Genomic DNA, 26,805 nt, shown 5'->3' on the forward strand with positions numbered 1-26,805 from the left:
TTCAACTCACTCGCGGCGCTTGCGCAGGTCGCGCGCGAGCACCCAGACCACCAGCAGGTTGATCGCGACCACTGCCGCTTCCAGCCAATGGCGGTGCAGAGCGAAGGCATAGATGTCGAAGGGCAGATACGCGGCGGCGGCGATGCAGCCCAGCCATGAAGCCCAGGCCTTCGCGCGCCACAGGCCCCAGCCTTCGATCAGGTGGACGATGCCGTACAGCAGTGCCACGCCAGCGGCGAGGTGCACCGAACCGGGATTGATCGCATGTGCCAGCCACGCCATCGCGCCGGTGTCCGGATCCAGCTGGAAATGGGCGATGAGTTCGGCGAGCCATCGCTGCAATGGCGCGGGGCCAAGCAGTTCCAGGCCACTGGCGGCGACCAATGCCAGCGCGCCCTTGACCGCCTCGACCACGGCGATGAAATGCAGGCCGGGATGCGCGTGCGGATCGGGGTTGTAGTCCTGCTGGATCATGCGTCGGTCGATGCGCCAGCCAGCGGCCACGATGCATGCGACATGTAGGCACCTGGCATGGTGCGCAAGAGGTGGATGCGATCGATGTGGAGCAACGTCGCGGGGAACGCGACCTCGGGCAATGCCGGTGGTCGTGCGTCGCGCGGCAGGTAGGCGAGGGTGACGTGCGCGGTCTGCGTGCGCTCCTTCGCGAAGCCGCAGCCCTGCATGCTCGTTTCGAGTTGCTTGAGCAGCGCCTTGAGCGCGTCCGATGCATCGATCTTGGCGACCAGCACGCGTGCATGCGGCCAGTACTGCACACCGACCAGTGATGCCTCGACGGCGGGTGCCTGCGATGCGAATGCCTGCATGGCGGCGTCGATGCGTTTGTGCTGCGAGTCGTGGATGGATTCGCCGAGATAGCGCAGCGTCATGTGCCACTGCGCCGGCGTGCGCCAGTCGTGGCGCGGCGCATCCGCGGGCACGGCCGCGCGGATGCCGTGTTGCAGGTCGGCCAGCGCGGCCTGAGTGGCCGCGTCCGGCATCCAGTCGAGGAACGTGCTCATGCGAGCAGGCTTACGAGAGCGCACTCATCGAGCGCGTCCTCGCAGAAGCATCACGCAGAGCGCGAGGCGCGCTTGCGGTCGCTTTCGGTCAGGAACTTCTTGCGCAGGCGGATTTCCTTCGGGGTGACTTCGACCAGCTCGTCGTCCTCGATGAAATCCAGTGCCTGCTCCAGCGTGTACTTGATCGCCGGGCTCAGCTGGATGGCGTCGTCCTTGCCGGAGGCGCGCATGTTGGTCAGCGGCTTCGGCTTGATCGCGTTGACGGTCAGGTCGTTGTCCTTCGAGTGGATGCCGACCAGCTGGCCTTCGTACACGTTGTCGCCTTCGGCGGCGAACAGCTTGCCGCGCTCCTGCAACGGCCCGAGCGAATACGCCGGGGTGGTGCCGGGCGCGTTCGCGATCATCACGCCGTTCTGGCGCTTGGCGATCGCGCCGGTTTCCTTCGGGCCGTAATGGTCGAACACGTGGAAAAGCAGGCCCGAGCCCTGGGTCAGGGTGCGGAACTCGTTCTGGAAGCCGATCAGGCCCCGCGCCGGGATCATGTAGTCCAGGCGCACGCGGCCCTTGCCGTCGGATTCCATGTTCTTCAGCGCCGCCTTGCGGGTGCCGAGCTTCTCCATCACGCCGCCCTGGTGCACTTCCTCGATGTCGACCACCAGCTGCTCGACCGGCTCCATCTGCTGGCCGTCGATGTTCTTGATGATGACTTCCGGGCGCGACACCGCCAGCTCGAAGCCTTCGCGGCGCATGTTCTCGATCAGCACCGACAGGTGCAGCTCGCCGCGGCCGGAGACCAGGAACTTGTCCGGGTCCGAGCCTTCCTCGACCTTCAGCGCGACGTTGTGCAACACCTCGCGTTCCAGCCGCTCGCGCAGCTGGCGGCTGGTCAGGAACTTGCCGCCGCTCATGTCCTTGTTGCCGGCGAACGGCGAGTTGTTCACCTGGAATGTCATGCTGATGGTCGGCTCGTCCACGGTCAGCGCGGGCAGCGCTTCCGGCGTGTCGAGCGCGCACACGGTGTCGGAGATCGAAAGATCCGCGACGCCGGAGATGGCGACGATGTCGCCGGCATCGGCTTCCTCGGCCTCGATGCGCTCCAGGCCCATGAAACCGAGCACCTGCAGCACCTTGCCCTGGCGCTTCTTGCCTTCGCGGTCAACCACGCTGACCGGCATGTTGCGGCGGACCTTGCCGCGCTGGATGCGGCCGATGCCGATCAGGCCGACGAAGTTGCTGTAGTCGAGCTGGCTGATGCGCATCTGGAAGGGGCCGTCACGGTCGACCTGCGGCGGCGCGACGTGCTGCATGATCGCTTCGTACAGCGGGGTCATGTCGCCTTCGCGGGCGCTGTCGTCCAGGCTCGCGTAGCCGTGCAGGGCAGAGGCGTAGACGATCGGGAAGTCGAGTTGCTCGTTGGTCGCGCCGAGCTTGTCGAACAGGTCGAACACCTGGTCGATCACCCAGTCCGGGCGGGCACCCGGACGATCGATCTTGTTGACCACCACGATCGGCTTGAAGCCCATCGCGAAGGCCTTCTGGGTGACGAAGCGCGTCTGCGGCATCGGGCCGTCCATCGCGTCGACCAGGATCAGCACCGAATCGACCATCGACAACACGCGCTCGACCTCGCCACCGAAGTCGGCGTGGCCCGGGGTGTCGACGATGTTGATGCGGTTGCCCTGCCAGGTGATGGCAGTGTTCTTGGCCAGGATCGTGATGCCACGTTCCTTTTCCTGGTCGTTGCTGTCCATCGCGCGCTCGGCCAGCACCGTGCGTTCGTTGAGCGTGCCGGACTGCTTGAGCAGGCAGTCGACCAGGGTGGTCTTGCCATGGTCGACGTGGGCGACGATGGCGATGTTGCGGAGGCGTTCGACGGGAGAATTGGATTCGGACATGGGGAATGCGCGCCGCTTGCGGTTCAGGCCGGGCACGAAGGTCAGGAAGGGAAGCCGAGTATTATAGCCGGCCCAAGCGCCCAGCGCCGAACCCCGACCAAAAGGATCCCCAATGTCCCTGATCGCCACCTTCGACACCGCCCGCGGCCCGATCCAGGTCGAGCTTTACCCCGACAAGGCCCCGCTCACCGTTGCCAATTTCGTCAACCTGGCCAAGCGTGGCTTCTACGACGGCCTGAATTTCCACCGGGTCATCCCGGATTTCATGATCCAGGGCGGCTGCCCGCAGGGTCGTGGCACTGGTGGCCCCGGCTACAAGTTCGAAGATGAAACCAACAACGGCGTAAAGCACGAGCGCGGCGTCCTGTCGATGGCCAATGCCGGTCCGAATACCAACGGCAGCCAGTTCTTCATCACCCACATCAAGACCGACTGGCTGGACGGCAAGCACACCGTGTTCGGCAAGGTGATCCAGGGCCTGGACGTGGTCGATGCGGTGAAGCAGGGCGACCTGATCGCCTCGGTGAAGATCGAAGGCGACGCCGATGCCGTGCTGGCCGCGAAGGCCGACAAGGTCGCCGAGTGGAACAAGATCCTCGCCGCCTGACCCGTTGCCGACAGGGCGAGCGAAAAGGCGGCTTCGGTCGCCTTTTTTGTTGCCGCTAAGGTCGGGTCGGGATCGACCCCTGTGTTAAAATCCGGCGGCTTTATCCACGTCGCTTGCCCACGTCCTGCCGCGCCACGCGGCCCTTTCGAGGTCCCCCACGATGCCTCAACTCGCCCGGCGCATGAGTCGCGCCAAGCCCAGCGCCATCATGGCCGTCGCCGAAAAGGCCAAGCGGCTGAAGTCGGAAGGCCGCGACATCATCAGCTTCTCGATCGGCGTCCCCAATTTCCTGCCCGGCGACCACGTGTATGCCGCCGCGCGCGAAGCGCTGGACAAGGACAGCGGTCAGTACGGCAGCAATCGTGGTCCCGATGCGCTGCTCGACGCCTTCATCGCGCACATGGACGCGATCGGCCTGGCCGGCTACGGCCGCGCCAACTGCTCGACCGGCGTCGGCGCCAAGCACGTGATCTACAACTTGGCCGAGGCCCTGCTGGACGAAGGCGACGTCATCGCCTTCCCGGCGCCGTACTGGACCACCTACCTCGATATCGCCGACATCGTGAACGCCAAGGCGGTCACCCTGCCGTGCCCGGCTTCGCAGGATTACAAGCTGACCTCGGCGCAGCTCGACGAGGCGCTGGCCACGCACAAGCCGAAGGTGTTCCTGTTCAACAACCCGTCCAACCCGACCGGCATGGTCTACACCCGCGAGGAGATCGTCGCGCTGGCCGATGTGCTGGTGAAGTATCCGGACACCTGGATCATCGCCGATGACATCTACAACCGGATGCTGTTCGACGGGCTGGAATACGTGAACTTCGTGCAGGTCCGCCCGGAACTGCGCGACCGCGTGATCTTCATCGACTCGCTGTCCAAGACCTACGGCATGCCGGGTTGGCGCGTGGGCTTCATGGCCGGGCCGGAATCGGTGGCGAAGGCGGTCACCACGATGAATTCCAACCACATCACCAATCTCCCGGAAGTCGTCTGCGCCGCGGCAATCGCCGCGCTGAGCGGCCCGCAGGACGTGCCGACGCAGAAGAACGCGGAGTTCCAGGCCAAGCGCGACCAGGTCATGGCGGTGATGGATGCGATCCCGGGCGTGGTCTGTCCGCGCCCGCAAGGCGCGTTCTATGTGTTCCCGGACATCAGCAGCGCATTCGGCAAGTCGCATAACGGCGTGCAGATCGAAAACGATGTCGATTTCTGCAACGTGCTGCTGGAAGCGAAGGGCGTGGCCTGCGTGCCGGGTTCCGCGTTCGGCGAGCCGCGCGCGCTGCGCATCAGCTACACCTGCCCGACGCCGCAGCTGGCGCCGGGCCTGGCACGCATCCAGGAATTCTTCGCTGAGTTGGTCTGACCCATTCGTTCAACCGATGCGGCGCCGCGAGCGCCGCTTCGACATTTCAGGAGCCCCGCAATGAAAGCCCCCGTCCGTGTTGCAGTCACCGGTGCTGCCGGCCAGATCGGTTACGCCCTGTTGTTCCGCATCGCCTCCGGCGAAATGCTGGGCAAGGACCAGCCGGTGATCCTGCAGATGCTGGAACTGCCGATGGAGAAGGCCCAGGCCGCGCTGAAGGGCGTGATGATGGAGCTGGAAGACTGCGCGTTCCCGCTGCTGGCCGGCATGGTCGGCACCGACGACGCCGAAGTCGCGTTCAGGGACGCAGACTACGCCCTGCTGGTCGGCGCGCGTCCGCGCGGCCCGGGCATGGAGCGCAAGGACCTGCTGCTGGAGAACGCCAAGATCTTCACCGCGCAAGGCGCGGCGCTGAACAAGGTCGCCAGCCGCGACATCAAGGTGCTGGTGGTCGGCAACCCGGCCAACACCAATGCCTACATCGCGATGAAGTCCGCGCCCGACCTGCCGGCGAAGAACTTCACCGCGATGCTGCGCCTCGACCACAACCGCGCGCTCTCGCAGCTGGCCAACAAGGCCGGCGTGGCCGTGGCCGACATCGAGAAGCTGGTCGTGTGGGGCAACCACAGCCCGACGATGTACCCGGACTACCGCTTCGCCACCGTCGGCGGCGCGTCGCTGGCGGAGAAGATCGGCGACGCCGACTGGAACGCCAACACCTTCATCCCGCAGGTCGGCAAGCGCGGCGCCGCGATCATCGAAGCGCGCGGGCTGTCGTCCGCCGCATCGGCCGCGAATGCCGCCATCGACCACATTCGCGACTGGGCGCTGGGCACCGACGGCAAGTGGGTGACCATGGGCGTGCCGTCGGACGGCAGCTACGGCATCCCGGAAGGCGTGATGTACGGCGTGCCGGTGACCTGCGCCAACGGCGAGTACACCCGCATCGAGGGGCTGCCGGTCGACGACTTCAGCCGCGCGGCGATGGACAAGACCTTGGCCGAGCTGGAAGAAGAGCGCGCTGGCGTGGCGCACCTGCTCTGATCCACTTGCTGCCGTTGCACCACGAAACGCCGGGCAATGCCCGGCGTTTTCGTCTCAACGTGCGCGTCGCGTGAGCACGCCGGTTGACGAATACGTGAGGCAATGGCCCATCGTCGCGATGCCTGCGCAGGAATGAGGGGCTTGACGCGCCGTGTTCTACCCAGGACTTCTTCGCCTCCGTGCCTCCAGCGGCGCGGCCGTAAGTGTGCGCGGGAGTCGATCCGGACGCAGGACGAGGCTGGCAACAGGATCCGCTCCGGACTTTAGTCGGGTGCCGGCGAGTCCGGCCGACGCGCTAAAATGGCGGACTCCGACCAAGGAACCGCCGCCCATGTCCGCGACCGCCGGCGCACGCTTCCGTGCCGACCTATCCATCGAATCCCCGTTGCAGGTGATGGGCGCGATTACGGCTTATGCCGGCCTGATGGCCAAGCGCACCGGCTACAAGGCGCTGTACCTGTCCGGCGGAGGCGTCGCCGCCAATTCGCTGGGCGTGCCCGACCTCGGCATCTCCACGATGGAAGACGTGCTCACCGATGCGCGCCGCATCGTCGACGCCACTGGCATGCCGCTGCTGGTCGACATCGACACCGGCTGGGGCGGGGCGTTCAACATCGGCCGCACGATCCGCAACTTCGAGCGCATCGGCGTGGCCGCGGTGCACATGGAAGACCAGGTCGGGCAGAAGCGCTGCGGCCATCGTCCGGGCAAGGAAGTGGTGAGCACGCAGGAAATGGTGGATCGCATCAAGTCCGCAGTGGACGCGCGCACGGATGGCGATTTCGTGATCATGGCGCGCACCGACGCCGCTGCGGTCGAGGGCCTCGACAGCGCGATCGAGCGCGCAGTGGCTTACGTCGAAGCGGGCGCCGACATGGTGTTCCCGGAAGCGATGACCTCGCTCGACGACTACCGCAAGGTCAAGGCCGCGGTACAGGTGCCGATCCTGGCCAACCTCACCGAGTTCGGCAGCACGCCGTTCTACACCACCGACGAACTGCACGATGCCGGCGTCGACATCGCCCTGTATTGCTGCGGCGCCTATCGCGCGATGAACAAGGCGGCGCTCAACTTCTACGAAACCGTGCGTCGCGAGGGCACCCAGAAGCACATCGTCGACACCCTGCAGACCCGGGCTGAGCTCTACGACTTCCTCGGCTATCACGCCTACGAAGACAAGCTCGACGCGCTGTTTGCGCAGACCAAGTAAGCAAGCGAAGGACAACACAATGAGCGAACAGATTCCCGCGCCCGGCGCGTTCAAGCCGAAGAAGTCGGTTGCCCTGAGCGGCACGGCTGCCGGCAACACCGCGCTGTGTACCGTCGGTCGCAGCGGCAACGACCTGCATTACCGAGGCTACGACATCCTCGACTTCGCCAACACCAGCGAGTTCGAGGAGATCGCCTACCTGTTGGTGCACGGCAAGCTGCCGAACAAGGCGGAGCTGGCCGGGTACAAGGCCAAGTTGAAGTCGTTGCGCGGCATCCCGGCGGCGGTGAAGTCGGCACTGGAAGAATTGCCGCCATCGGCGCACCCCATGGACGTGATGCGCACCGGCGTATCGGTGCTCGGTTGCGTGTCGCCGGAGAAGGACGACCACAACCATCCCGGCGCGCGCGACATCGCCGACAAGCTGATGGCCTCGCTCGGTTCGATGCTGCTGTACTGGTATCACTGGAGCCACAACGGACGCGCCATCGATGTGGAAACCGACGACGACAGCATCGGTGGCCACTTCCTGCACCTGCTGCATGGCGAAGCGCCGCGCGAATCGTGGGTGCGCGCGATGCACACCAGCCTGATCCTGTACGCCGAGCATGAGTTCAATGCCTCTACCTTCGCCGCGCGGGTGATTGCCGGGACCGGCAGTGACATGCATTCCTGCGTCACCGGTGCGATCGGCGCACTGCGCGGGCCGAAGCACGGCGGCGCAAACGAAGTCGCGTTCGAGGTGCAGAAGCGCTACGAGACGCCCGACGAAGCGGAAGCCGACATCAAGGCGCGAGTCGAACGCAAGGAAGTGGTGATCGGCTTCGGCCATCCGGTGTACACGGTGTCCGATCCGCGCAACCAGGTGATCAAGGACGTCGCGCGGGAATTGTCTGCCGAGCAGGGCGACACGAAGATGTACGACATCGCCGAGCGCCTGGAATCGGTGATGTGGGACATCAAGAAGATGTTCCCGAACCTCGACTGGTTCAGCGCTGTCAGCTACCACATGATGGGCGTGCCCACCGCGATGTTCACCCCGCTGTTCGTGATCGCCCGCACCAGCGGCTGGAGCGCGCACGTGATCGAGCAGCGCATCGACGGCAAGATCATCCGCCCCAGCGCGAACTACACCGGACCGGAAGACCGCGAATACGTGCCGCTCGACAAGCGTTGAGTGGTTGGACGTGAAACGGAAAAGCCGCGCACTGCGCGGCTTTTCCGTTTTCGGTGATCAGGTCACGAGGCCCGCACCTTGCAAATCAACCGCGGCGCGATTTCAGCTTCTGCACCTGCAGGAAGGTGTGGTCGCCGATGGTCGCCACTTGATAGGCATTGCGCCAACTCGGGCTGGCGATCGCATGCGCCATGAAGTGGCTGGCACCGGGCACGATCTCGCGGCGTTGGCCCTTGGGCAGCGACCAGTTGTGCTCGGATTCCAGCGCGATGGTGACGGCTTCGGCCCAGGCTTCGCCGTTGGACAGGCGGGTCTGCGGCGACACGATGGTGGGTGCGAACTGCTTGCGGGCAGTGACCACCTCGCAGACATTCTGCCCCCACAGGCCACTGTCGCGGCGACGCAGGGCGACCTCGGCGACGGCTCGCTGGCCACGCACCGACTGGTCGCGTGCTTCGAGGTACACGGTGGTGGACAAACACAGCGAATCTGCGGCCGGTTGCGGCAGCACGTTGCTTGACAGCCAGAGGATCCAGGCCAGTTTCATGTCGTACTCCTTGCTCCGTTGCGGCGCAGGCGCTTGCATCGGCAGCAACCGATGGCAAGGCATGCGTCATGGCGTACTGGGGAGGGCGGCAGCTCTATGGCGGCCTTTGCCCGGGCCCGCCGCATTCGAGTGCGGGGGCGGGTTGCCTGCCTGTGCGCGAAGGTGCGCGTCCGGTCAGGGCGGAAAGTCGGCGCACCTTAGGGGCGCTTTCCCCAACGCCAGCTGAACAGCGATTTTGGAAGCCACTGATTCGATTGGAGTTTTTGTTCGGAGTAGTAGGTCTACAGGCTGGCTGCGAGCTTGCAGCCCTCGGCGATCGCACGCTTCGCATCCAGCTCCGCCGCGACATTCGCACCGCCGATCAGGTGGCTGCGTTGGCCCTTGGCCTGCAACGCATCGAAGAGTCCGCGCCGCGACTCCTGGCCGGCACAGATGACCACGTGATCGACCGGCAACGTCTGCTCGCTGCCGTCAACACGGATGTGCAGGCCGGCATCGTCAACCCCGAGGTATTCGACGCCACCGAGCATCTTCACGCCCTTCGCTTTCAGCGTGGCGCGATGGATCCAGCCGGTGGTCTTGCCCAATCGCGCGCCCGGTTTTCCAGCGGAACGCTGCAACAACCACACCTTGCGCGCCGGCGGTTCCGGATGCGCCGGCACCAGGCCACCCGGCGTTTCGAAGTTGGCGTCCACGCCCCATTCGGTCATCCAGCGGGCGGGGTCAGTCGTGGCCGACGGGCCGGTTTCGACCAGGAATTCAGCAACGTCGAAGCCGATGCCGCCGGCGCCGATGATCGCGACCTTCGCGCCTGGAGTGACGCGGCGTTCCAGTACGTCGAGGTAGCTGACCACTTTCGGATGGTCTTGGCCTTCGATGTCCACCGCACGCGGGGTGACGCCGGTGGCCACTACCACTTCGTCGAAACCGGAAAGTGCCTCGGCATCGATCTGCGTGGACAGTCGCAGAACGACGCCGGTGTCGTCGATGCGCTGGCCGAAGTAGCGCAGGGTCTCGTGGAATTCTTCCTTGCCCGGGATCGTCTTGGCCAGGTTGAACTGGCCGCCGATCCGCTCGGCGGCATCGAACAGGGTGACGCGATGACCACGTTCTGCCGCGACGGTGGCGCAGGCCAGGCCGGCAGGGCCGGCACCAACCACCGCGATCGACTTCGGCGAAGTGGCCTGCGTGTAGTTCAGTTCGGTCTCCGCGCAGGCGCGCGGATTGACCAGGCAACTGGCTTTCTTCTGTTCGAACACGTGGTCCAGGCAGGCCTGGTTGCAGGCGATGCAGGTATTGATGGCATTGCTGCGGCCGGTGCGGGCCTTGTTCACCCATTCGGGGTCGGCCAGCAACGGTCGCGCCATCGACACCATGTCGGCACCGCCGGAGGCCAGGATCGTCTCGGCGACTTCGGGCATGTTGATCCGGTTGGTCGCGACCAGCGGCAGGCGCACATGTGGCTTCAGTTTCGCGGTCACGCCGGCGAACGCTGCACGCGGTACCGAGGTGGCGATGGTCGGCACTCGCGCTTCGTGCCAGCCGATGCCGGTATTGATGATGGTGGCGCCGGCGGCTTCCACCGCCTGCGCCTGGGCCACGATGTCGTCCCAGCCATTGCCGCCTTCGACCAGGTCGAGCATCGACAGGCGATAGACCAGGATGAAGTCCGGCCCGCAGGCCTCGCGCACCTGCCGCACGATCTCCACCGCGAAGCGCATCCGCTTGGCGGCATCGCCACCCCATGCATCGGTGCGCCGGTTGGTGCGCGCCGAGGTGAACTCGTTCAGCAGGTAGCCCTCCGAGCCCATCACCTCGACGCCGTCATAGCCCGCCTCGCGGGCCAGGCTCGCGGCGGTGGCGAAGTCGCGGATGTGGCGTTCGATCCCGCGCGCCGACAGCGCCCGCGGGGTGAAGGGGTTGATCGGTGCCTTCAGCTTCGACGGAGCCACCGACATGGGGTGGTAGGCGTAGCGTCCCGCGTGCAGCAATTGCATGCAGATCTTGCCGGCGTGAGCATGCACCGCCGAGGTGACCTGCTTGTGCCTGGCGACATGCCACGGCATCGACATGCGGCTGGCGAACGGTTTCAGCCAACCGACGAGGTTGGGCGAGAAGCCGCCAGTGACGATCAGGCCAGTCCCGCCCGCGGCACGTTCGGCAAAATACGCCGCCAGCTTCGGGAAATCTGCAGCACGGTCTTCGAGGCCGGTGTGCATGGATCCCATCAGCACCCGGTTACGCAAGCGGGTGAAGCCCAAGTCGAGTGGTTGGAACAGATGCGGGTAGGGAGGACTGGTCATGGCGCAAGCATACCCATGCGTACGGTCGTGTGCATCGCCTTAGCGGACCTGTCGGTCCCGATCGACGAGTGCGGATGATGTCTGGCAAGACGCAACCGTGCCATCGGTCACGGTCTGGCGTGCTAAATTGTTGCGTCGGCCGTGCCAGTCGGGTGGGGATGCCGACAAATGTGGACAGGCATCCATCCGATACTCCGAGGGCTATCCGTTTTGCGCGGAAGCAACTGTTATGCTAGTGTTAACACGCCTTTCACGTGGCCGCCATTAAGGTATCCGGGATGGCGTGCGGACTAAGCCGTCTGAAACACCTAATTTGGCGTCACTAGTTTCTATTACTGATCAAGGAGCTGAACATGAATAAGAAACTCCTCTGCGCTGCCCTGCTGGGTAGTCTGGGTATGGCGCAGGCTGCGTCCGCCCAGGAGTTTGATGATCGCTGGTATGTCTCCGGTTCGACCGGTGTGAACTTCCAGGACAATGATCGTGGTACCGAGGATTCGCTGTTTGGAACCTTGGGTTTCGGCAAGTTCCTGAACCCGAATCTCTCGCTCGAAGCGGAACTGAACTATCAGAACCCCGACAAGACCATCAACCCGAACCTGTGGTGGAGCCAGTATGGTGTTTCGGTTGATGCGCGTTACCACTTCCGGAATGTCGATTCCAAGTGGTGGCCGTACGTGCGCGGTGGCGTCGGCTATCAGCGCCATGAGGAAGAGTACAACGCCTTCCCGAACCCGAATTCTCCGGGGCAGCACGAAGATTCCAACCTCGCCCTGAACCTGGGTGCAGGTCTGCAGTTCGATTTCGGTCGCGTCGACCTGCGTACCGAAGTAGGTACCCGCGTTGATTTCGACGATCAGCAGGCTCGCATCGGTAGCCAGGAAGACATGTTCACCGACCTGCTGGCTTCGGTCGGCCTGACGGTGGCCCTCGGACCGGAGCCGGTTGCCCCGGTTGCCCCGGCACCGGTCGCCGAGACCAGCTGTGCGGATCTGGATGACGACGGCGACGGCGTCAACAACTGCAACGACAAGTGCCCGGGTTCGCAGGCTGGCCAGACCATCGGTCCGGATGGCTGCCCGGTGCCGGTCTCGATCGACCTGAAGGGCGTCAACTTCGACTTCGACAAGTCGACCCTGCGTCCGGACGCCGTCGCGATCCTCAACGAAGCCGTTGAAATCCTGAAGCGCTATCCCGAGCTGCGCGTCGAAGTCGCCGGTCACACCGACCTGTGCGGCACCGACGTCTACAACCAGTCGCTGTCGGAGCGTCGCGCCAAGGCCGTGTACGACTACCTCACCGGCAACGGTGTCGACGGTGGCCGTCTGGCTGGTCCGGTCGGTTACGGCGAGAGCCGTCCGCTGGAGCAGACCGCGCAGACGCTGCCGGGTTGCAAGAGCGAGACCAACCGCCGCACCGAGCTGAACGCCCAGTAATCCTGGTCGCCAGTGATGCAACATGCGAAGCCCGGCCTTGTGCCGGGCTTCGTCTTTGCGCGAAAGCGAAACGCGATTGCGGCATTCGTACGGCAGCACCTACACTGCAAGCCTCACCGGGGAGTCCTGTTTCCATGTCGTCGATTCGCAGCACATTGCCGCTCCTGTTGTCCCTTGCGATGCCGGGTCTGGTGCATGCGGCGGGCGATGCCTGCCACGGCGAGGCGCTGTCCGCGACACCGGTGCGACCCACGTTGATCGCACCGGTCGCCATCGAATTGCCGCCTGCCACCACCCAGCTTGGTGGTGCGACCGGCGTGCTGTCGCAGTCCTTCGACGAAGCGTTGTCGCTCGACAACGTGCTGCTGCGGATCCGCTTGGACGGTTGTCGGGAGATGGCGAAAGCGAACATCCCGGCAAGCGTGGCCAAACCGGGCGATCCTGCCGCCTACAAGCCGCGCACCGAGTTCGACAACGCCCCGTGGCGTTTCGACATGACCCAGAACGGCAAGCGGATGACGGCCGATGAATTCGATGCGTGGATGAAGGCCAAGGGCGTGCGTGTAGTGGGCCGCAAGGACCCACCCGCGGCCGAGGCGAGCACGCCGCCTGCAGCCGCTCCAGCGGACAAGGCGAAGAAATAACCCGCCTACATTTGCCGCCGCAGGAATGAAGGTGGCCGATGGACCGCGCAGGATCGGATTGGCTCGCGTCCTCTCCAAACGAGGGCTTTGTTCGCGCACGCAGGCAAGTGGATTGATCCGCGAGGGACGCGTGCAGGTCGATGGGCGCGTGGTGCGCGATCCCGAATTCCCGACGATTGCAGGCAGGCACCACATCGCTGTCGACGGGCGCGGGATCGAGGAAACAGCCCCGCAAACCATCCACTTGGTGCTCAACAAGCCGCGCGGCCTGGTAACGACGCTTCAGGACGAGCAAGGGCGCGACACCGTCTATCGCTGCTTCGACGGCGCGGGACTGGGCTTCATTGCGCCGGTCGGGCGCCTCGACAAGGCCAGCGAAGGCTTGCTGTTGTTCACCAATGATCCGGCATGGGCCGCTCGCATCACCTCGCCCGATTCCGGGCCGGACAAGACTTATCACGTGCAGGTGGACTGCATTCCCGACGCGCCGATGCTGGCATCGATGCAGGCGGGCGTCGCATGCGAAGGCGAAGTCCTGCGCGCGAAGTCTGTGCAACTCCTGCGTGCCGGCGGGAAGAACGCCTGGCTCGAAGTCGTGCTGGACGAGGGCCGCAATCGTCAGATCCGCCGCTTGCTGGCCGCTTTCGACATCGGCGTGTTGCGGCTGTTGCGGGTCGCCATCGGCACGTTGCAACTCGGCGAATTGCCGAAGGGGCAGTGGCGCTCGCTCACTGCCGAAGAAGTCGCCGCGCTCGGCGGCGACTGACACTTCAGGCCTTCAGTACGCCCAGTTCGTGGCCGATACGGATGAAGGCATCGATCGCGCGGTCGAGCTGTTCGCGCGTATGCGCGGCACTGATCTGGGTGCGGATGCGCGCCTGCCCCTTGGCCACCACCGGGAAGAAGAAGCCGATCGCGTAGATGCCTTCCTCCAGCAGCCGCTCCGCAAAGCGCTGCGCGAGTGGTGCGTCGTACAACATCACCGGGCTGATCGGGTGCACGCCGGGCTTGATGTCGAAGCCGGCATCGACCATGCGGGTGCGGAAGTAGGCGGTGTTCTCGCGCAGGCGTTCGCGCAGTTCACCGGCGGACGACAGCATGTCGAATGCCTCGATGCCGGCGGCCACCACGTGCGGCGGCAGCGAATTGGAGAACAGGTACGGACGCGAACGCTGGCGCAGCAGCTCGATGACGTCCTTCTTCGCGGTGGTGAAGCCACCCAGCGCACCACCCATTGCCTTGCCCAGGGTACCGGTGAAGATGTCGATCTTCTCCATCACACCCTTCACTTCGGCGGAGCCGCGGCCGGTGGCGCCGAGGAAGCCGGTGGCATGGCATTCGTCGATGTGGACCAGCGCGCCGTACTTCTGCGCCAGCGCCGTGATCTCGTCGAGCGGCGCGATGAAGCCGTCCATCGAGAACACGCCGTCAGTGGTGATCATGATCGTGCGCGCGCCATCCGCTTTGGCCTGCACGAGTTGCGCTTCCAGATCGGCGATTTCGCAGTTGGCGTAGCGATAGCGCTTCGCTTTGCACAGGCGCACGCCATCGATGATCGAGGCATGGTTGAGCGCGTCACTGATGATCGCGTCGTGTTCGTCCAGCAGCGGCTCGAACAGGCCGCCGTTGGCATCGAAGCAGGCGGCATAGAGGATGGTGTCCTCGGTGCCGAAGAAGTCGGCGATGGTTTTCTCGAGCTGCTTGTGCAGGTCCTGGGTGCCGCAGATGAAGCGCACGCTGGCCATGCCGAAACCGTGCGTATCCAGCGCATCCTTGGCCGCGGCGATGACGTCCGGATGATCGGCAAGGCCCAGGTAGTTGTTGGCACAGAAATTCAGCACCGTGCGGCCATCGGCGAGGGTGATTTCTGCCGACTGCGGGCTGGTGATGATGCGCTCGGATTTGAACAGGCCGGCGGCACGGATCTCATCGAGGGTGTCGGCGTAACGCTGGGTCAATTCCACGACAGCACCACCTTGCCCGACTTGCCGCCTTCCATCAGGTCGAAGCCCTTCTGGAAATCGTCGATCGGCAACTGGTGGGTCAGCACCTTGCCGAGCGGGAAGCCGCTCAACACGAGTTGGGTCATCTTGTACCAGGTCTCGTACATCTTGCGGCCGTACATGCCATGGATGGTGAGGCCCTTGAAGATGATCTTGTCCCAGTCCGCACCGGCGCCCTTGGGCATGATGCCGAGCATCGCGATCTTGCCGCCGTGGTACATGCAGTCGAGCATGTCGTTGAAGGCGCGCGGGTTGCCGCTCATCTCCAGGCCCACGTCGAAGCCCTCCATGTGCAGGTCGGCCATCACGTCCTTGAGCGAGGTGTTGGCGACGTTGACCACGCGGGTCGCGCCCATGTCGGCGGCCAGCTTCAGGCGGAAGTCGTTGACGTCGGTGACGACGACGTTGCGCGCGCCGATGTGCTTGCAGATGCCGGCGGCGATCACCCCGATCGGGCCGGCGCCGGTGATCAGCACGTCCTCGCCGACCACGTCGAATTCCAGCGCGCAGTGCGCGGCGTTGCCGTAGGGATCGAAGAACGCGGCGAGCTCGCTCGGGATCTGGTCCGGGATCGGCCACAGGTTCGATGCCGGCATCACGATGTATTCGGCGAACGCGCCATCGCGGTTCACGCCGATGCCGACCGTGTTCGGGCACAAGTGCTGCTTGCCGGCCCGGCAGTTGCGGCAATGGCCGCAGACGATGTGGCCTTCCGCGCTGACGCGCTGGCCCAACTGGTAGCCGGTCACACCCGGACCGAGGTCGACGATGCGGCCGACGAATTCATGCCCGATCACGAGCCCTGGCTTGATGGTGCGCTGGCTCCACTCGTCCCACAGGTAGATGTGCAGGTCGGTGCCGCAGATGGCGGTCTTTTCCAGCTTGATCAACACCTCGTTGGGACCGGGCGTCGGCACAGGCACCTGCTCCATCCAGATGCCCTTGCCGGTCTCGCGCTTGACCAAGGCCTTCATTGTTGCCTGCGACATGGCAGTCCACCGTGCTGGAAAGGCCGACATTCTACTGCCGTGCGCATGGCCGGCCCGCGCCATGACCGCCGGCACACGCGCCTTCACGGGCGACGGTGATGTAATGGGAAATTGATCCGGATCGAGGAAAACCTGAATGCGCTTGCGCCCCGCTGCCCTGACCCTCGCGATCACCCTGACCGGCGGCGTTGCACACGCCGACGAAGGCATGTGGATGCCGTCGCAATTGCCGCAGTTGGCCAAGGAACTGCAGGCCGCCGGCTTCAAGGGCGATCCGGCCGACTTGGCCAACCTCACCAGGCACCCGATGAGCGCGGTGGTCTCGCTGGGTGGTTGCACGGCGAGTTTCGTGTCGCCGCAGGGTCTGGTGGTCACCAATCACCATTGCGCGCTCGGCGCGATCCAGCTGAACTCCACTGCGGAGCGCAACCTGATCCAGGATGGCTTCATCGCCGCGACGATGGCCGATGAACCGTCGGCGGGGCCGGCGGCGCGAATCTGGGTGACGGTCGGGTTCGATCAGGTGACCGATCGCATCCTGGCCGATGCGAAGGGCAAGACCGGACGCGCGTATTTCGATGCGGTGGAATCGGCGCAGAAGGCCGCGGTCGCCGCCTGCGAACAGGATGCAGGCCATCGCTGCAGCGTGGCGAGCATGTACTACGGCCGCGAGTACTACCTGATCAAGCAGCTCGAACTGAAAGACATCCGCCTGGCGTACGCGCCGCCACGCGCGATCGGCAACTACGGCGACGACATCGACAACTTCATGTGGCCGCGCCACACCGGCGACTTCACGTTCTATCGCGCCTACGTGGGCAAGGACGGCAAGCCGGCGGCGTACAGCAAGGACAACGTGCCGTACGCGCCGCCCGCGCATCTCACCGTGTCCACCGCGCCGGTGAAGGCGGGCGATTTCGCGATGGTCGCCGGCTATCCGGGCACGACCTTCCGCCATCGCGCCGCATCGGAATTCGCCAACCAGATCGAATGGCTGCTGCCGACCCGCGTCGACATCGTTGGCGGCATGATCGAGACCATCGAGGCCGCGACCGCGGGCGACAAGGCCAAGCAAGTGCTCTACGCCTCTACCCTGGCCGGGCAGAAGAACACGCTCAAGCGTGCGCAGGGCGAACTCGATGGCCTTCGTCGCAGCGACGCCGTGCGTGTGCGCGCCGCGGATGAGGCGGCGATGCTGGCCTGGCTGGCGAAGCAGCCGAATGCATCCGCGCTGCAGGCCGACATCCGTGCGATGCAGGCGCAGTTGGACGCGGGGCAGGCCACTCGCGACCGCGATTTCCTGTTGCCGCTGCTGCGCCCGGGGCTGCTCGGTTCCGCGGTGACCTTGCGCCGACTGGCGATGGAGCGCGGCAAACCGGATGCGCAGCGCGAGTCCGGTTTCCAGCTGCGCGACGAGGTGCTGATCGAAGGCGGCATGAAGCAGTTGCAGCGCCGCTACGATCCGGAGGTCGAGAAGGCCACCTTGCGCTATGCGCTGAAGCGCTATTACGCGTTGCCGGCGGCGCAGCGCATTGCCGAGTTCGATGCGGCGTTCGGCGCCAGTGAAGCGATCGCAAGCAGCAGCCTCGATGCGATCTACCACGCGACGAAGCTTGGCGTCGAAGCCGATCGCCTGGCATTGATGAAGGCGGCCCCCGACGCCGTGTTGGCATCCAGCGATCCGCTGATGAAGCTGGCGGCCGCGTTGCAGCCGGCGTTGTTGCGGCTGGAGGAAGAAGGCAAGCGGCGCAGCGGCGAACTGATGCGCTTGCGTCCCGCCTACATGCAGGCACTGATCGGCTATCGCAATTCGCAGGGCAGGGCGGTGTATCCGGATGCGAACTCCACCCTCCGCGTGAGCTACGGCAAGGTCAGTCCGCTCAGCCCGCGTGACGGCATGGACTATCGACCGCTGACCACGGTCGCCGGCATCGTCGAGAAGAACACCGGCATCGAACCCTTCGATGCGCCCAAGCCGCTGCTCGACGCCATCGCCAAGGGCGACTTCGGCAGCACCGTCGATCCCACGCTGAAGACGCAAACCGTCGACTTCATGACCAACCTCGACACCACCGGCGGCAACTCCGGTTCGCCGGTGCTGGATGCCGAAGGCAAGCTGATCGGCCTGAACTTCGACAGCAACTGGGAAGCGGTGAGCGCAAGCTGGATGTTCGATCCGCGTTACAAGCGCGCGATCCATGTCGACATGCGCTATCTGCGCTGGTTGCTGGCCAAGGTGTATCCGGCACCGCACCTGCTCAAGGAAATGAACCTGCCGGCCGAGTGAGACGACTGCCGGGCCGGCACTCACGCAAGAAACACCGAACGCAACAACCGACGCACACTGCAAGGGAACGACAAATGCGCAAGACGATGCTGGCCACGGGAATCGCCGTGGCAACGATGGGAATGGCGGCGTTCTCCGCGAATGCGGACGAGGGCATGTGGGTACCGCAGCAGTTGCCGGAGATCGCCGGGCCGCTGAAGCAGGCCGGCCTGAAGCTGGACCCGAAGCAACTGGCCGACCTCACCGGCGACCCGATGGGCGCGGTGGTGTCGCTGGGCGGCTGCACGGCGAGCTTCGTGTCCCCGCAGGGCCTGGTGGTGACCAACCACCACTGCGCCGCGGGTGCGATCCAGCTCAACTCCACGGCGGAGAACAACCTGCTCGAAAAGGGCTTCAACGCCGCGACCACCGCGGATGAAGTGTCGGCCGGACCGAATGCGCGCATTTTCGTGCTGGACGAGATCACCGACGTCACCGACCAGGTGAAGGCCGCGATTGCCGCTGCGCCCGGCCCGCTGGAGCGCACCAAGGCGGTCGATGACCTGGAGAAGCAACTGGTCGCCGCCTGCGAGGCCGATGCCGGACATCGCTGCCACCTCTACAGCTTCATGGGCGGCAACACCTATCGCCTGTTCAAGAACATCGAGATCAAGGACGTGCGCCTGGCGTATGCCCCCCGGGCAGCGTGGGCAACTACGGCGGCGAGATCGACAACTGGATGTGGCCGCGCCACACCGGCGACTTCTCGTTCTACCGCGCCTACGTGGGCAAGGACGGCAAGCCTGCCGCCTTCAGCAAGGACAATGTGCCGTTCGTGCCGAAGCGCTGGCTGCAGATCGCCGACCAGCCGCTGCGCGAGGGCGACTTCGTGATGGTGGCCGGCTATCCGGGCAGCACCGCGCGCTACGCGCTGGCCGCCGATTTCGACGCCACCAGCACCTGGACCTATCCGACCATCAGCAGGCGCTTCAAGGAATTGGTGGCGATGGTGGAAGCCGCCGGCGCCAAGAACCCCGACATCGCGGTCAGGTACGCCGCCTCGGTGCAGGGTTGGGGGAACACGCTCAAGAACTACGACGGCCAGATGGAAGGCTTCAAGCGCATGGGCGCGTCCGCCATCAAGCGCGAGCGCGAGCAGGCGGTGCTTGACTGGCTGAAGTCGCGTGGTGCCGATGGCGCGCAGGCGCTGGCCGCGCACGAAACGCTGGTGAAGCTGGGCGACGACGCGCGCAAGACCCGCGAGCGCGATTCGGTGATCGGCAATGTCGGTGGCGCGCTGGGCGGCAGTGCGCTGACCCTGTATCGCCTGTCGGTGGAGCGCGAGAAGCCGGATGCCCAGCGCGAATCCGGTTTCCAGCAGCGTGACCTGCCCGGCATCGAGGGCGGCATCAAGCAGATGGAGCGCCGCTATGTGGCGGAGATGGATCGGCAGATCCAGCGCTACTGGCTGATGCAGTACATCGCGCTGCCGGCCGACCAGCGCATCGCCGCGATCGACGCATGGATCGGCGGCAACGATGCCAAGGCCGTCGATGCCGCGCTGGATCGCCTCAACACCAGCAAGCTGGGTAGCCTGGACGAGCGCATGAAGTGGCTGTCGGCCGACCGCAAGGCGTTCGAGGCCAGCACCGATCCGGCGATCCAGTACGCGGTGGCGATGCTGCCGACCTCGCTGAAGCTGGAGGAAGACCGCAAGCTGCGCGCCGGCGAAACCATCATCCCGCGCGCCACCTACCTGCAGGCCGTGGCCGACTACAACAAGGAGCAGGGCAAGGCGGTGTATCCGGACGCGAACTCCTCGCTGCGGATCACCTTCGGCAACGTGATGGGCTACACCAAGCCCGGCAGCAGCAAGGCTGAAGAGTCCTTCACCACGCTGGAGCAGGTCGCGGCCAAGGCCACCGGCAAGGATCCCTTCGACGCGCCGCAGGTGCAGCTCGATGCGATCAAGGCAAAGAAGTATTCGGGCATGGCCGATGCGAAGCTCAAGACCGTGCCGGTCAACTTCCTGTCGGATCTCGACATCACCGGCGGCAATTCCGGTTCGCCGGTGCTGGATGCGCACGGCAAGCTGGTCGGCTTGGCGTTCGACGGCAACTGGGAATCGGTGGCCTCGAACTGGGTGTTCGACCCGACGGTGACCCGCATGATCTCGGTCGATCAGCGCTACATGCGCTGGATCATGCAGGAAGTGATGCCAGCACCGCAGTTGCTGAAGGAAATGGGCGTCGCGCCGAAGATGTAACGCGACCGCCCGCATGCCACGGAAACGCCGGCCTCGTGCCGGCGTTTTCCTTTGCAGGCGTCAATCGCGGAAGTCGTAGTCGAAGGTGTAGAAGTGCTTGCCGTCGACGATGTCGATTGCGATGCGCCCACTCAGGCCGACGAGTTCGTCGGTGCCGGTGTCGGGCACCACGGTCAGGTCCAGCGAGGGCTTGCCGCGATCCATGATGCCGTTGTGCTGGGCAAAGAAGCTGCCGCGGCGACCATCCAGCGTGCCGATGATGCGCTCCATCGCCACATAGGCACCGGAACCCGCCATCGGCGACATCACCGCCAGCATGTGGACCACGCTGGTCGCATCGAGCGGGCCGTGGAAGCGCTTTTCGAAACGCGAATGGCCGACGGTCGCGCCTTCGCCGATTTCCAGCTCGTCCTGTGGAATGCGTTTGACCTCGAACTCGCCTTTGGCCTGCATGGGTATCTTCCTGAAGGGAGGGGCAGACAGGCTAATGCGTCCGGCGTAAAGCGGCGTGCAACCTGATACGCTGGTGCATCGCAACATAAGTGATGGGCGCTCCACCATGAAGATCCTGCTTGCACGTCATGGCGAGACGCCGTGGAACGCCGAGGGCCGCTACCAGGGCCAGGAAGACATCGCGTTGTCGGAGGTCGGCATTGGCCAGGCCACCGCGCTCGGTGAGCGCTTGCGCGACCTGCCGATCCAGCGTGCGATTGCCTCGCCGCTGTCGCGTGCGCGCCGCACCGCCGAACTCGCATTGGGCGTGGATCGCGCCGGCCAGTTGATGTTCGATGGTGGCCTGAAGGAAATCGCCCACGGCGAGTGGGAAGGCCTGCTGGCCAGCGAGATCGACCAGCGTGATGGCGAGCGCCTGCGCGCGTGGCGCGAGGCCCCGGACACCGTGCAGATGCCGGGTGAGGGCGGCGAGTCGCTGCAAGAGGTGCTCGATCGCGCATGGCCGGCCTTCGCGCGCGCCTGCGCCGGACTGGGCGAACACGACACGCTGCTGGTCGTTGCGCATGACGCGGTCAACCGCGTGCTGCTGTGCCGGATCCTGGGAATCCCGCTGTCCAAGTTGTGGGGTTTTCGCCAGGCACCGACCACGATCAACCTGCTGGAAGGTGCGTCGGTCGATGCGCTCGAGGTTGTCCGTCTCAACGATTGCAGCCACCACACCGCGCTGTTCGGCGAGGCCAAGCACCGCGCGTTGTAAGCGCCTGCTTTTCAGGGAACCGGAAAGCCCCTCGCGGCTTGCCACAGCGCGTACCAGGCATCCTTCGGCAGTGGCATTGCGCAGGCGTCCGCGGCAGCGCGAATCCTGTTGACATCTGTGCTGCCGATGACCACGCGCGTATCCGGCACGCTGGCGACCCAGCGCAGCAGCAACGAAGCGGCATCAAGCCCGAATTCATTGCCCAGCGACTGCAATGCGTCGTGCAATGACCCGGACGATTGCAACAAGCCACCACCGCCCAGCGGCGACCATGCCTGCACTTCGGCACCGCGCGCGCGGGTGGCGTCGAGCGTGCCGTCCTCGATGACTGCGCTGCTGGCCAGCGACAGTTCGACCTGGTTGCCGGCGATATCGAGCCTGCCGTCGAACAAACCCAGTGCCTGCGCGCCGAAGTTGGACACGCCGAACGCACCGATGCGTCCCGCCGCCTGTTCCTCGCGTACCCAGTCGGTGATCGCGGCTGGCTCCAGCAGCGGGTCGAAGCGATGCAGCATCAGCACCTCGACATGATCCGTGCGCAGGTCGCGCAGGCTGGTGTCCAGCGCCGCGCGCAGGTGGCGCACCGAAAGGTCGTAGTGCTGTACGCCGCGCGGGTTGCCGGGGCTGCTGGTGCGGACGATGCCGACCTTGGCCAGCAGTTTCAGCCGCTGGCGCAGGCCGGGCCGCGATGCCAGCGCGTCGCCAATCAGCGGATTGGTGGCATGGTCGCCGTAGATATCGGCAAGGTCGAGGGTGTCGATGCCGGCGTCGAGCGCGCCTTCCAGCAAGGTCGCCACGCCGGCGGGCGACAGGTTCGCGCCCCAACTGCCGAAACGCATGGAACCGAGGATGGGCGCGGGCTGGCTCATGTCAGGGTGTCGCTCGGCAAGGAGGAGGCCGGATAATAGCGGCATGCCCACGCGTCCCCTGAGCGACTGGCTCGCATACATCGAACAACAACATCCCACGCGCATCGCGATGGGCCTGGAGCGCGTGCGTGAGGTGGCCGCGCGGATGTCGCTCGGCAAGCCGGCGAAGCGCGTGATCACCGTCGGCGGCACCAATGGCAAGGGTTCGACCGTCGCCTTCATCGAAGCCATCGCCCGCGCGCATGGCTGGAAGACCGGCGCCTACACCTCGCCGCACCTGCTGCGCTACAACGAGCGCGTGCGCATCGACGGCGCAGACGTAGAGGACGACGCGCTGGTGGAAGGCTTCGAGGCGGTCGAGGCCGCGCGCGGGGACACGCCGCTGACGTACTTCGAATACGGCACGTTGTGCGCACTGTGGTTGTTCGCGCGCGCGAAGCTGGATCTCGTCGTGCTGGAAGTGGGCCTGGGTGGGCGATTGGATGCAGTCAACATCGTCGATGCCGACGTGGCGGTGATCACCACGGTCGACCTCGATCACCAGGACTGGTTGGGCGATGACATCGAATCCATCGGGTTCGAGAAGGCAGGCATCGCAAGACCGTTCAAACCGCTGGTGCTGGGCGATGACGACCCGCCGGCCAGCGTGTTGCGGCATGCGTACGCGATCGGTGCGCAGTCATGGCGGATCGCCAACGACTTCTTCGCGGAGCCGGTCGATGCCGCGACGTGGCGCTGGCGCGAGGTCGGTCATGCGATGACCTTGCCGCGTCCCGCGCTGGATGCGCCGGTGCAGTTGCGCAATGCGGCGTGTGCGGTGGCGGCTTTGCGCGCGCTGCCGGGCCGTATCGAGCGCCAGGCGTATGCGGAGGGCATCGCCGATGCACAGGCGATCGGCCGCCTGCAGCGCTTTCTGCGCGAGGGCGTGGAGGTGGTGGTGGACGTGGGCCACAACCCGCAAGCCGCGCGCGCCTTGGCCGCATGGCTGCGCGCGCAGCCGCGGCGTCGCACGATTGCGGTGTATGCGGCGCTGGCCGACAAGGACGCGGCGGGCGTGGTCACTGCCCTGGCCGGGCAGGTCGATGGCTGGCAGCTGGCCGGACTGGCCGATGCCGGGCCGCGTGCGCAGGATGCCGCAGCCCTGCGGCAGCGCCTGGCCGGCACCGAAGCCGCCAACGCCGAGGCGCATCAACACCCCGCCGCCGCGCTCGAAGCCGCGGTGCAGGCCGCCGCACCGGACGGGCGCGTGCTGGTCTTCGGTTCCTTCCACACCACCGCGTTGGCGTTGCGCTGGCTGAACGGCGTGGCCTGAGCCGCGCGACGGGCCGGTATAATTCCGGCTCCCCCGCCGTCGCTGGTCCCCGGTATGCCGATGGATGCCTCGTTGAAGCAGCGCCTGGTTGGCGCGGTCGTGCTGGTCGCGCTGGCGGTGATCTTCCTGCCGATGCTGGTCAAGGGCCCCGCGCCCGACAGTGGTGTGTCCGATGTGGCGCTGGATGTCCCCGCAGAGCCGGGCGATGACGACGGCATGGTCACCCGCGACCTGCCGCTGGTCGCGCCCGCAGGTGTGTCGGAGGGTGGTGCGACCGGCATGCCTTCGACGATGCCGGATGCGGCGGCGCCCAGCACGCAAGGCGGTGCATTCCCAGCCACGGCTGCGGGTGACCACGCGGTCAGCTTCGGCAGCTATGCCACCGCGGCGGACGCCGACAAGGTGATCGCCGCACTGAAAGCCGCCGAATTGCCGGGCTACCGCGACACCGTGACCCTCAACGGTCGCCAGGCCGAGCGCGTGCGCATCGGCCCGTTCGCCGACCTCGCCGTGGCCGAATCCGCGCGCCTCCGGGCCACCCAGGTGAATCCGACGGTCGGTGCCAAGGTGATCGCGCTGGATGCCAAACCGGCGGCTCCGCCGTCGCTGGCTCCCGCACCATCGACCACGGTGGCTGCCACGCCGACGGCACCGGTCAAGGCCGAACCGCTGCCGCCCGCCGTCGCGAGCAAACCGGCCGCGCCTGCGGCCAAGCCCGCCATCGTGGTCGACGCCAAGCCGATTGCAGCTGCGCCGAAGCCGGCTGCAACCACACCGCCGCCGGCCAGCAAGCCCGCCGACACCAGCAACACCGGATTCGCGGTGCAGGTCGGCGCGTTCGCCGATGCTGCGGCCGCCACTGCCTTGCGCGACAAGCTGCGCAGTGCCGGCTTCAACGCCTTCACCGACAGCGTCAGCACCGAAGGCGGCACCCGCACCCGCGTGCGCGTGGGGCCGGCGATGAACCGCGCCGAGGCCGATGCGCTGAAAACGCAGGTCAAGGCCAAGGCCGGCATCGACGGCATCGTCCGCCCGCATCCCTGATCCACTCGCTCGACATCCGTCGTCAGAAACAGGAAACAACCCATGTGCGGCATCGTCGGAATCGTCGGCCACAGTGAAGTCGCGGCCCAGTTGTACGACGGCTTGACCGTGTTGCAGCACCGCGGCCAGGACGCCGCGGGCATCGCCACCGCGGACGGCGGCAAGTTGCACGTGCACAAGGGCAATGGCCTGGCGCGCGATGTCTTCGACGAGCCGGCGATGGCGCTGCTGTCGGGGCGCGTCGGCATCGCCCATTGCCGCTACCCGACCGCGGGCAGCGAGGGCAGCGACGAGGCGCAGCCGTTCTACGTCAATTCGCCGTTCGGCATCGCGCTTGCCCACAACGGCAACCTGATCAACACCGACGCGCTGCGCCGCGAGGTGTTCGAACAGGACCGCCGCAACGTCAATACCGAATCCGATTCGGAAGTGCTGCTCAACGTGTTCGCGCACGAGCTCGATCTGCAACGGGTGCTCACGCCGGATGCAGTGTTCCGTGCGCTGGAAGGCGTCAATCGCCGTGCCAAGGGCGGCTATGCGGTGGTCTGCGCGGTGCTCGGCCTGGGCCTGGTGGCGTTCCGCGATCCGCACGGCATCCGCCCGCTGGTGCTGGGCAAGCGCGCGACCGCGCAGGGCGACGAGTACATCGTGGCGTCGGAGTCGGTGGCGCTGGACATCCTCGGCTTCGACCGCGTGCGCGATGTTGAGCCCGGCGAATGCATCGTCATCACCGCGCGCGGCGAGCTGTTCGCGCAGCAGTGCGCGCAGCCGCAGGAACACGCGCCGTGCATCTTCGAGTACGTGTACTTCGCGCGGCCCGATTCGATGATCGAGAACATTTCGGTGCACAAGGCGCGCATGCGCATGGGCGTGACCCTCGGCGAGAAGATCCTGCGCGAGCGGCCCGACCACGACATCGACGTGGTGATCCCGATTCCCGACACCAGCCGCGATTCCGCGCTGGAAATCGCCAATGTGCTGGGCGTGAAGTACCGCGAGGGCTTCATCAAGAATCGCTATGTCGGCCGCACCTTCATCATGCCGGGGCAGGGCGAGCGCGCGAAGTCGGTGAAGCGCAAACTCAATCCGATTCCGCTGGAATTCCGCAACCGCGTGGTCTTGCTGGTGGACGATTCGATCGTGCGTGGCACCACCTCCAAGCAGATCGTGCAGATGGCGCGCGATGCCGGCGCCAAGAAGGTTTACCTGGCGTCCGCCGCGCCGCCGGTGCGCTATCCGAACATCTACGGCATCGACATGCCGTCGAGCGAGGAACTGGTCGCGCACGGCCGCAGCGAGAAGGACATCGAGCAGTTCCTCGGCTGCGACTGGCTGATCTACCAGGAGCTGTCCGACCTGGAAGCCGCGGTGGCCGGGCCGAAGTTCCCGGGCCGCAAGTTCGACAGCTCCTGCTTCAGTGGCGAGTACGTGACCGGGATCGAAGCCGGCTATTTCGAGCGCCTGCAGCAGTTGCGCTCGGATGATGCGAAGAAGACGCGCAGGGCTTCTTGATTGCGCCGTCATTCCCGCGAAGGCGGGAATCCAGCGTCTTTGCTCTTCGGAGTGATTGCGCCGATCTGCACGAAAGTCACTGGATTCCC

22 protein-coding genes and 1 pseudogene are annotated in these 26,805 nt (G+C 65.7%); 14 read left to right on the forward strand and 9 right to left on the reverse strand.

The window, feature by feature from the left end; genetic code table 11:
• Positions 1 to 6 precede the first annotated feature (6 nt).
• From H9L16_RS09305 to typA, 3 genes are read right to left on the reverse strand one after another with little or no spacing between them, the layout of a single operon-like run.
• Positions 7 to 474, reverse strand: a complete 468-nt coding sequence (locus H9L16_RS09305) for a DUF2127 domain-containing protein (RefSeq protein WP_187551449.1) — start codon at positions 472 to 474, stop codon at positions 7 to 9.
• Positions 471 to 1,019, reverse strand: coding sequence for an RNA 2',3'-cyclic phosphodiesterase (thpR, locus tag H9L16_RS09310; RefSeq protein WP_187551450.1), 549 nt, complete (start codon positions 1,017 to 1,019; stop codon positions 471 to 473). The genes H9L16_RS09305 and thpR overlap by 4 nt, the downstream gene beginning before the upstream one ends.
• Before the next feature lie 50 nt (positions 1,020 to 1,069).
• The gene (gene typA / locus H9L16_RS09315) at positions 1,070 to 2,914 is read right to left on the reverse strand and encodes a translational GTPase TypA (protein WP_187551451.1); all 1,845 of its coding nucleotides are present in this window, start codon (positions 2,912 to 2,914) and stop codon (positions 1,070 to 1,072) included.
• A gap of 112 nt (positions 2,915 to 3,026) precedes the next feature.
• On the opposite strand from typA, the gene H9L16_RS09320 reads away from it, so the two are divergent.
• The 5 genes from H9L16_RS09320 (at position 3,027) to prpC (ending at position 8,315) form a co-directional block, all read left to right on the forward strand.
• Positions 3,027 to 3,521 (forward strand): peptidylprolyl isomerase, encoded by a 495-nt coding sequence (locus tag H9L16_RS09320; RefSeq protein WP_187551452.1) that lies wholly within the window; start codon positions 3,027 to 3,029, stop codon positions 3,519 to 3,521.
• Positions 3,522 to 3,681: 160 nt separating this feature from the next.
• A complete protein-coding gene (locus H9L16_RS09325; protein WP_187551453.1) occupies positions 3,682 to 4,884 on the forward strand; it encodes a pyridoxal phosphate-dependent aminotransferase in 1,203 nt (400 codons plus the stop codon).
• Positions 4,885 to 4,944: 60 nt separating this feature from the next.
• A complete protein-coding gene (locus H9L16_RS09330; RefSeq protein WP_187551454.1) occupies positions 4,945 to 5,928 on the forward strand; it encodes a malate dehydrogenase in 984 nt (327 codons plus the stop codon).
• 331 nt (positions 5,929 to 6,259) lie between these two features.
• Positions 6,260 to 7,138: a methylisocitrate lyase gene (gene prpB, locus H9L16_RS09335; protein ID WP_187551455.1), complete on the forward strand. Its 879-nt coding sequence runs from the start codon at positions 6,260 to 6,262 to the stop codon at positions 7,136 to 7,138.
• Between the two features lie 19 nt (positions 7,139 to 7,157).
• Positions 7,158 to 8,315: a bifunctional 2-methylcitrate synthase/citrate synthase gene (prpC, locus tag H9L16_RS09340; protein ID WP_187551456.1), complete on the forward strand. Its 1,158-nt coding sequence runs from the start codon at positions 7,158 to 7,160 to the stop codon at positions 8,313 to 8,315.
• 85 nt (positions 8,316 to 8,400) lie between these two features.
• On the opposite strand, the gene H9L16_RS09345 is transcribed toward prpC, so the two are convergent.
• Positions 8,401 to 8,862: a cell wall hydrolase gene (locus H9L16_RS09345; RefSeq protein ID WP_187551457.1), complete on the reverse strand. Its 462-nt coding sequence runs from the start codon at positions 8,860 to 8,862 to the stop codon at positions 8,401 to 8,403.
• A 281-nt stretch (positions 8,863 to 9,143) separates the two neighbouring features.
• Positions 9,144 to 11,165, reverse strand: coding sequence for an NADPH-dependent 2,4-dienoyl-CoA reductase (locus H9L16_RS09350; protein ID WP_187551458.1), 2,022 nt, complete (start codon positions 11,163 to 11,165; stop codon positions 9,144 to 9,146).
• A 353-nt stretch (positions 11,166 to 11,518) separates the two neighbouring features.
• Here H9L16_RS09350 and H9L16_RS09355 point away from each other — a divergent pair, with 353 nt between their 5' ends.
• The 3 genes from H9L16_RS09355 (at position 11,519) to H9L16_RS09365 (ending at position 14,011) form a co-directional block, all read left to right on the forward strand.
• Positions 11,519 to 12,601 (forward strand): OmpA family protein, encoded by a 1,083-nt coding sequence (locus H9L16_RS09355; RefSeq protein WP_187551459.1) that lies wholly within the window; start codon positions 11,519 to 11,521, stop codon positions 12,599 to 12,601.
• A gap of 134 nt (positions 12,602 to 12,735) precedes the next feature.
• The gene (locus H9L16_RS09360) at positions 12,736 to 13,245 is read left to right on the forward strand and encodes a hypothetical protein (RefSeq protein ID WP_187551460.1); all 510 of its coding nucleotides are present in this window, start codon (positions 12,736 to 12,738) and stop codon (positions 13,243 to 13,245) included.
• 25 nt (positions 13,246 to 13,270) lie between these two features.
• Positions 13,271 to 14,011 (forward strand): pseudouridine synthase, encoded by a 741-nt coding sequence (locus tag H9L16_RS09365; RefSeq protein ID WP_187551461.1) that lies wholly within the window; start codon positions 13,271 to 13,273, stop codon positions 14,009 to 14,011.
• Positions 14,012 to 14,015: 4 nt separating this feature from the next.
• On the opposite strand, the gene kbl is transcribed toward H9L16_RS09365, so the two are convergent.
• Together kbl and tdh are read right to left on the reverse strand one after the other, a co-directional pair.
• On the reverse strand, positions 14,016 to 15,209 hold the full coding sequence (gene kbl, locus H9L16_RS09370; protein WP_187551462.1) for a glycine C-acetyltransferase: 1,194 nt from the start codon (positions 15,207 to 15,209) through the stop codon (positions 14,016 to 14,018).
• The gene (gene tdh, locus H9L16_RS09375; protein WP_425507265.1) at positions 15,200 to 16,222 is read right to left on the reverse strand and encodes an L-threonine 3-dehydrogenase; all 1,023 of its coding nucleotides are present in this window, start codon (positions 16,220 to 16,222) and stop codon (positions 15,200 to 15,202) included. The genes kbl and tdh overlap by 10 nt, the downstream gene beginning before the upstream one ends.
• A 223-nt stretch (positions 16,223 to 16,445) precedes the next feature.
• Between tdh and H9L16_RS09380 the strand changes: the two genes are divergently transcribed.
• A complete protein-coding gene (locus H9L16_RS09380; RefSeq protein WP_187554128.1) occupies positions 16,446 to 18,524 on the forward strand; it encodes a S46 family peptidase in 2,079 nt (692 codons plus the stop codon).
• A gap of 74 nt (positions 18,525 to 18,598) precedes the next feature.
• Positions 18,599 to 20,769: pseudogene (locus tag H9L16_RS09385) on the forward strand (S46 family peptidase).
• Positions 20,770 to 20,829: 60 nt separating this feature from the next.
• On the opposite strand, the gene H9L16_RS09390 reads toward H9L16_RS09385, so the two are convergent.
• Positions 20,830 to 21,222, reverse strand: coding sequence for a DUF3224 domain-containing protein (locus H9L16_RS09390; protein WP_223158132.1), 393 nt, complete (start codon positions 21,220 to 21,222; stop codon positions 20,830 to 20,832).
• A 106-nt stretch (positions 21,223 to 21,328) separates the two neighbouring features.
• Between H9L16_RS09390 and H9L16_RS09395 the strand changes: the two genes are divergently transcribed.
• Complete coding sequence (locus H9L16_RS09395; RefSeq protein ID WP_187551464.1) at positions 21,329 to 21,979, forward strand: histidine phosphatase family protein; 651 nt, start codon at positions 21,329 to 21,331, stop codon at positions 21,977 to 21,979.
• Between the two features lie 11 nt (positions 21,980 to 21,990).
• On the opposite strand, the gene H9L16_RS09400 is transcribed toward H9L16_RS09395, so the two are convergent.
• Entirely contained in the window at positions 21,991 to 22,848 is an 858-nt protein-coding gene (locus tag H9L16_RS09400) for an aldo/keto reductase (RefSeq protein WP_187551465.1), read from the reverse strand.
• A gap of 43 nt (positions 22,849 to 22,891) precedes the next feature.
• Between H9L16_RS09400 and folC the strand changes: the two genes are divergently transcribed.
• From folC to purF, 3 genes are read left to right on the forward strand one after another with little or no spacing between them, the layout of a single operon-like run.
• On the forward strand, positions 22,892 to 24,160 hold the full coding sequence (folC, locus tag H9L16_RS09405) for a bifunctional tetrahydrofolate synthase/dihydrofolate synthase (protein WP_187551466.1): 1,269 nt from the start codon (positions 22,892 to 22,894) through the stop codon (positions 24,158 to 24,160).
• 60 nt (positions 24,161 to 24,220) lie between these two features.
• Positions 24,221 to 25,204, forward strand: a complete 984-nt coding sequence (locus H9L16_RS09410) for an SPOR domain-containing protein (protein WP_187551467.1) — start codon at positions 24,221 to 24,223, stop codon at positions 25,202 to 25,204.
• 42 nt (positions 25,205 to 25,246) lie between these two features.
• Positions 25,247 to 26,716 carry an amidophosphoribosyltransferase gene (gene purF / locus H9L16_RS09415; RefSeq protein ID WP_187551468.1) on the forward strand — a complete coding sequence of 490 codons (1,470 nt, stop codon included), beginning with the start codon at positions 25,247 to 25,249 and terminating at the stop codon, positions 26,714 to 26,716.
• The last annotated feature ends 89 nt before the right edge of the window (positions 26,717 to 26,805 follow it).

Origin of the sequence: Thermomonas carbonis (assembly GCF_014396975.1) — a bacterium.
GTDB classification, from domain to species: domain Bacteria; phylum Pseudomonadota; class Gammaproteobacteria; order Xanthomonadales; family Xanthomonadaceae; genus Thermomonas; species Thermomonas carbonis.

Bases quoted from the DNA above. Each gene is read 5' to 3' on its own strand.
- H9L16_RS09305 (WP_187551449.1), bottom strand. From the start codon at position 474: ATGATCCAGCAGGACTACAACCCCGATCCGCACGCGCATCCCGGCCTG.
- thpR (WP_187551450.1), bottom strand. From the start codon at position 1,019: ATGAGCACGTTCCTCGACTGGATGCCGGACGCGGCCACTCAGGCCGCG.
- typA (WP_187551451.1), bottom strand. From the start codon at position 2,914: ATGTCCGAATCCAATTCTCCCGTCGAACGCCTCCGCAACATCGCCATC.
- H9L16_RS09320 (WP_187551452.1), top strand. From the start codon at position 3,027: ATGTCCCTGATCGCCACCTTCGACACCGCCCGCGGCCCGATCCAGGTC.
- H9L16_RS09325 (WP_187551453.1), top strand. From the start codon at position 3,682: ATGCCTCAACTCGCCCGGCGCATGAGTCGCGCCAAGCCCAGCGCCATC.
- H9L16_RS09330 (WP_187551454.1), top strand. From the start codon at position 4,945: ATGAAAGCCCCCGTCCGTGTTGCAGTCACCGGTGCTGCCGGCCAGATC.
- prpB (WP_187551455.1), top strand. From the start codon at position 6,260: ATGTCCGCGACCGCCGGCGCACGCTTCCGTGCCGACCTATCCATCGAA.
- prpC (WP_187551456.1), top strand. From the start codon at position 7,158: ATGAGCGAACAGATTCCCGCGCCCGGCGCGTTCAAGCCGAAGAAGTCG.
- H9L16_RS09345 (WP_187551457.1), bottom strand. From the start codon at position 8,862: ATGAAACTGGCCTGGATCCTCTGGCTGTCAAGCAACGTGCTGCCGCAA.
- H9L16_RS09350 (WP_187551458.1), bottom strand. From the start codon at position 11,165: ATGACCAGTCCTCCCTACCCGCATCTGTTCCAACCACTCGACTTGGGC.
- H9L16_RS09355 (WP_187551459.1), top strand. From the start codon at position 11,519: ATGAATAAGAAACTCCTCTGCGCTGCCCTGCTGGGTAGTCTGGGTATG.
- H9L16_RS09360 (WP_187551460.1), top strand. From the start codon at position 12,736: ATGTCGTCGATTCGCAGCACATTGCCGCTCCTGTTGTCCCTTGCGATG.
- H9L16_RS09365 (WP_187551461.1), top strand. From the start codon at position 13,271: ATGAAGGTGGCCGATGGACCGCGCAGGATCGGATTGGCTCGCGTCCTC.
- tdh (WP_425507265.1), bottom strand. From the start codon at position 16,222: ATGAAGGCCTTGGTCAAGCGCGAGACCGGCAAGGGCATCTGGATGGAG.
- H9L16_RS09380 (WP_187554128.1), top strand. From the start codon at position 16,446: ATGTGGATGCCGTCGCAATTGCCGCAGTTGGCCAAGGAACTGCAGGCC.
- H9L16_RS09390 (WP_223158132.1), bottom strand. From the start codon at position 21,222: ATGCAGGCCAAAGGCGAGTTCGAGGTCAAACGCATTCCACAGGACGAG.
- H9L16_RS09395 (WP_187551464.1), top strand. From the start codon at position 21,329: ATGAAGATCCTGCTTGCACGTCATGGCGAGACGCCGTGGAACGCCGAG.
- H9L16_RS09400 (WP_187551465.1), bottom strand. From the start codon at position 22,848: ATGAGCCAGCCCGCGCCCATCCTCGGTTCCATGCGTTTCGGCAGTTGG.
- folC (WP_187551466.1), top strand. From the start codon at position 22,892: ATGCCCACGCGTCCCCTGAGCGACTGGCTCGCATACATCGAACAACAA.
- H9L16_RS09410 (WP_187551467.1), top strand. From the start codon at position 24,221: ATGGATGCCTCGTTGAAGCAGCGCCTGGTTGGCGCGGTCGTGCTGGTC.
- purF (WP_187551468.1), top strand. From the start codon at position 25,247: ATGTGCGGCATCGTCGGAATCGTCGGCCACAGTGAAGTCGCGGCCCAG.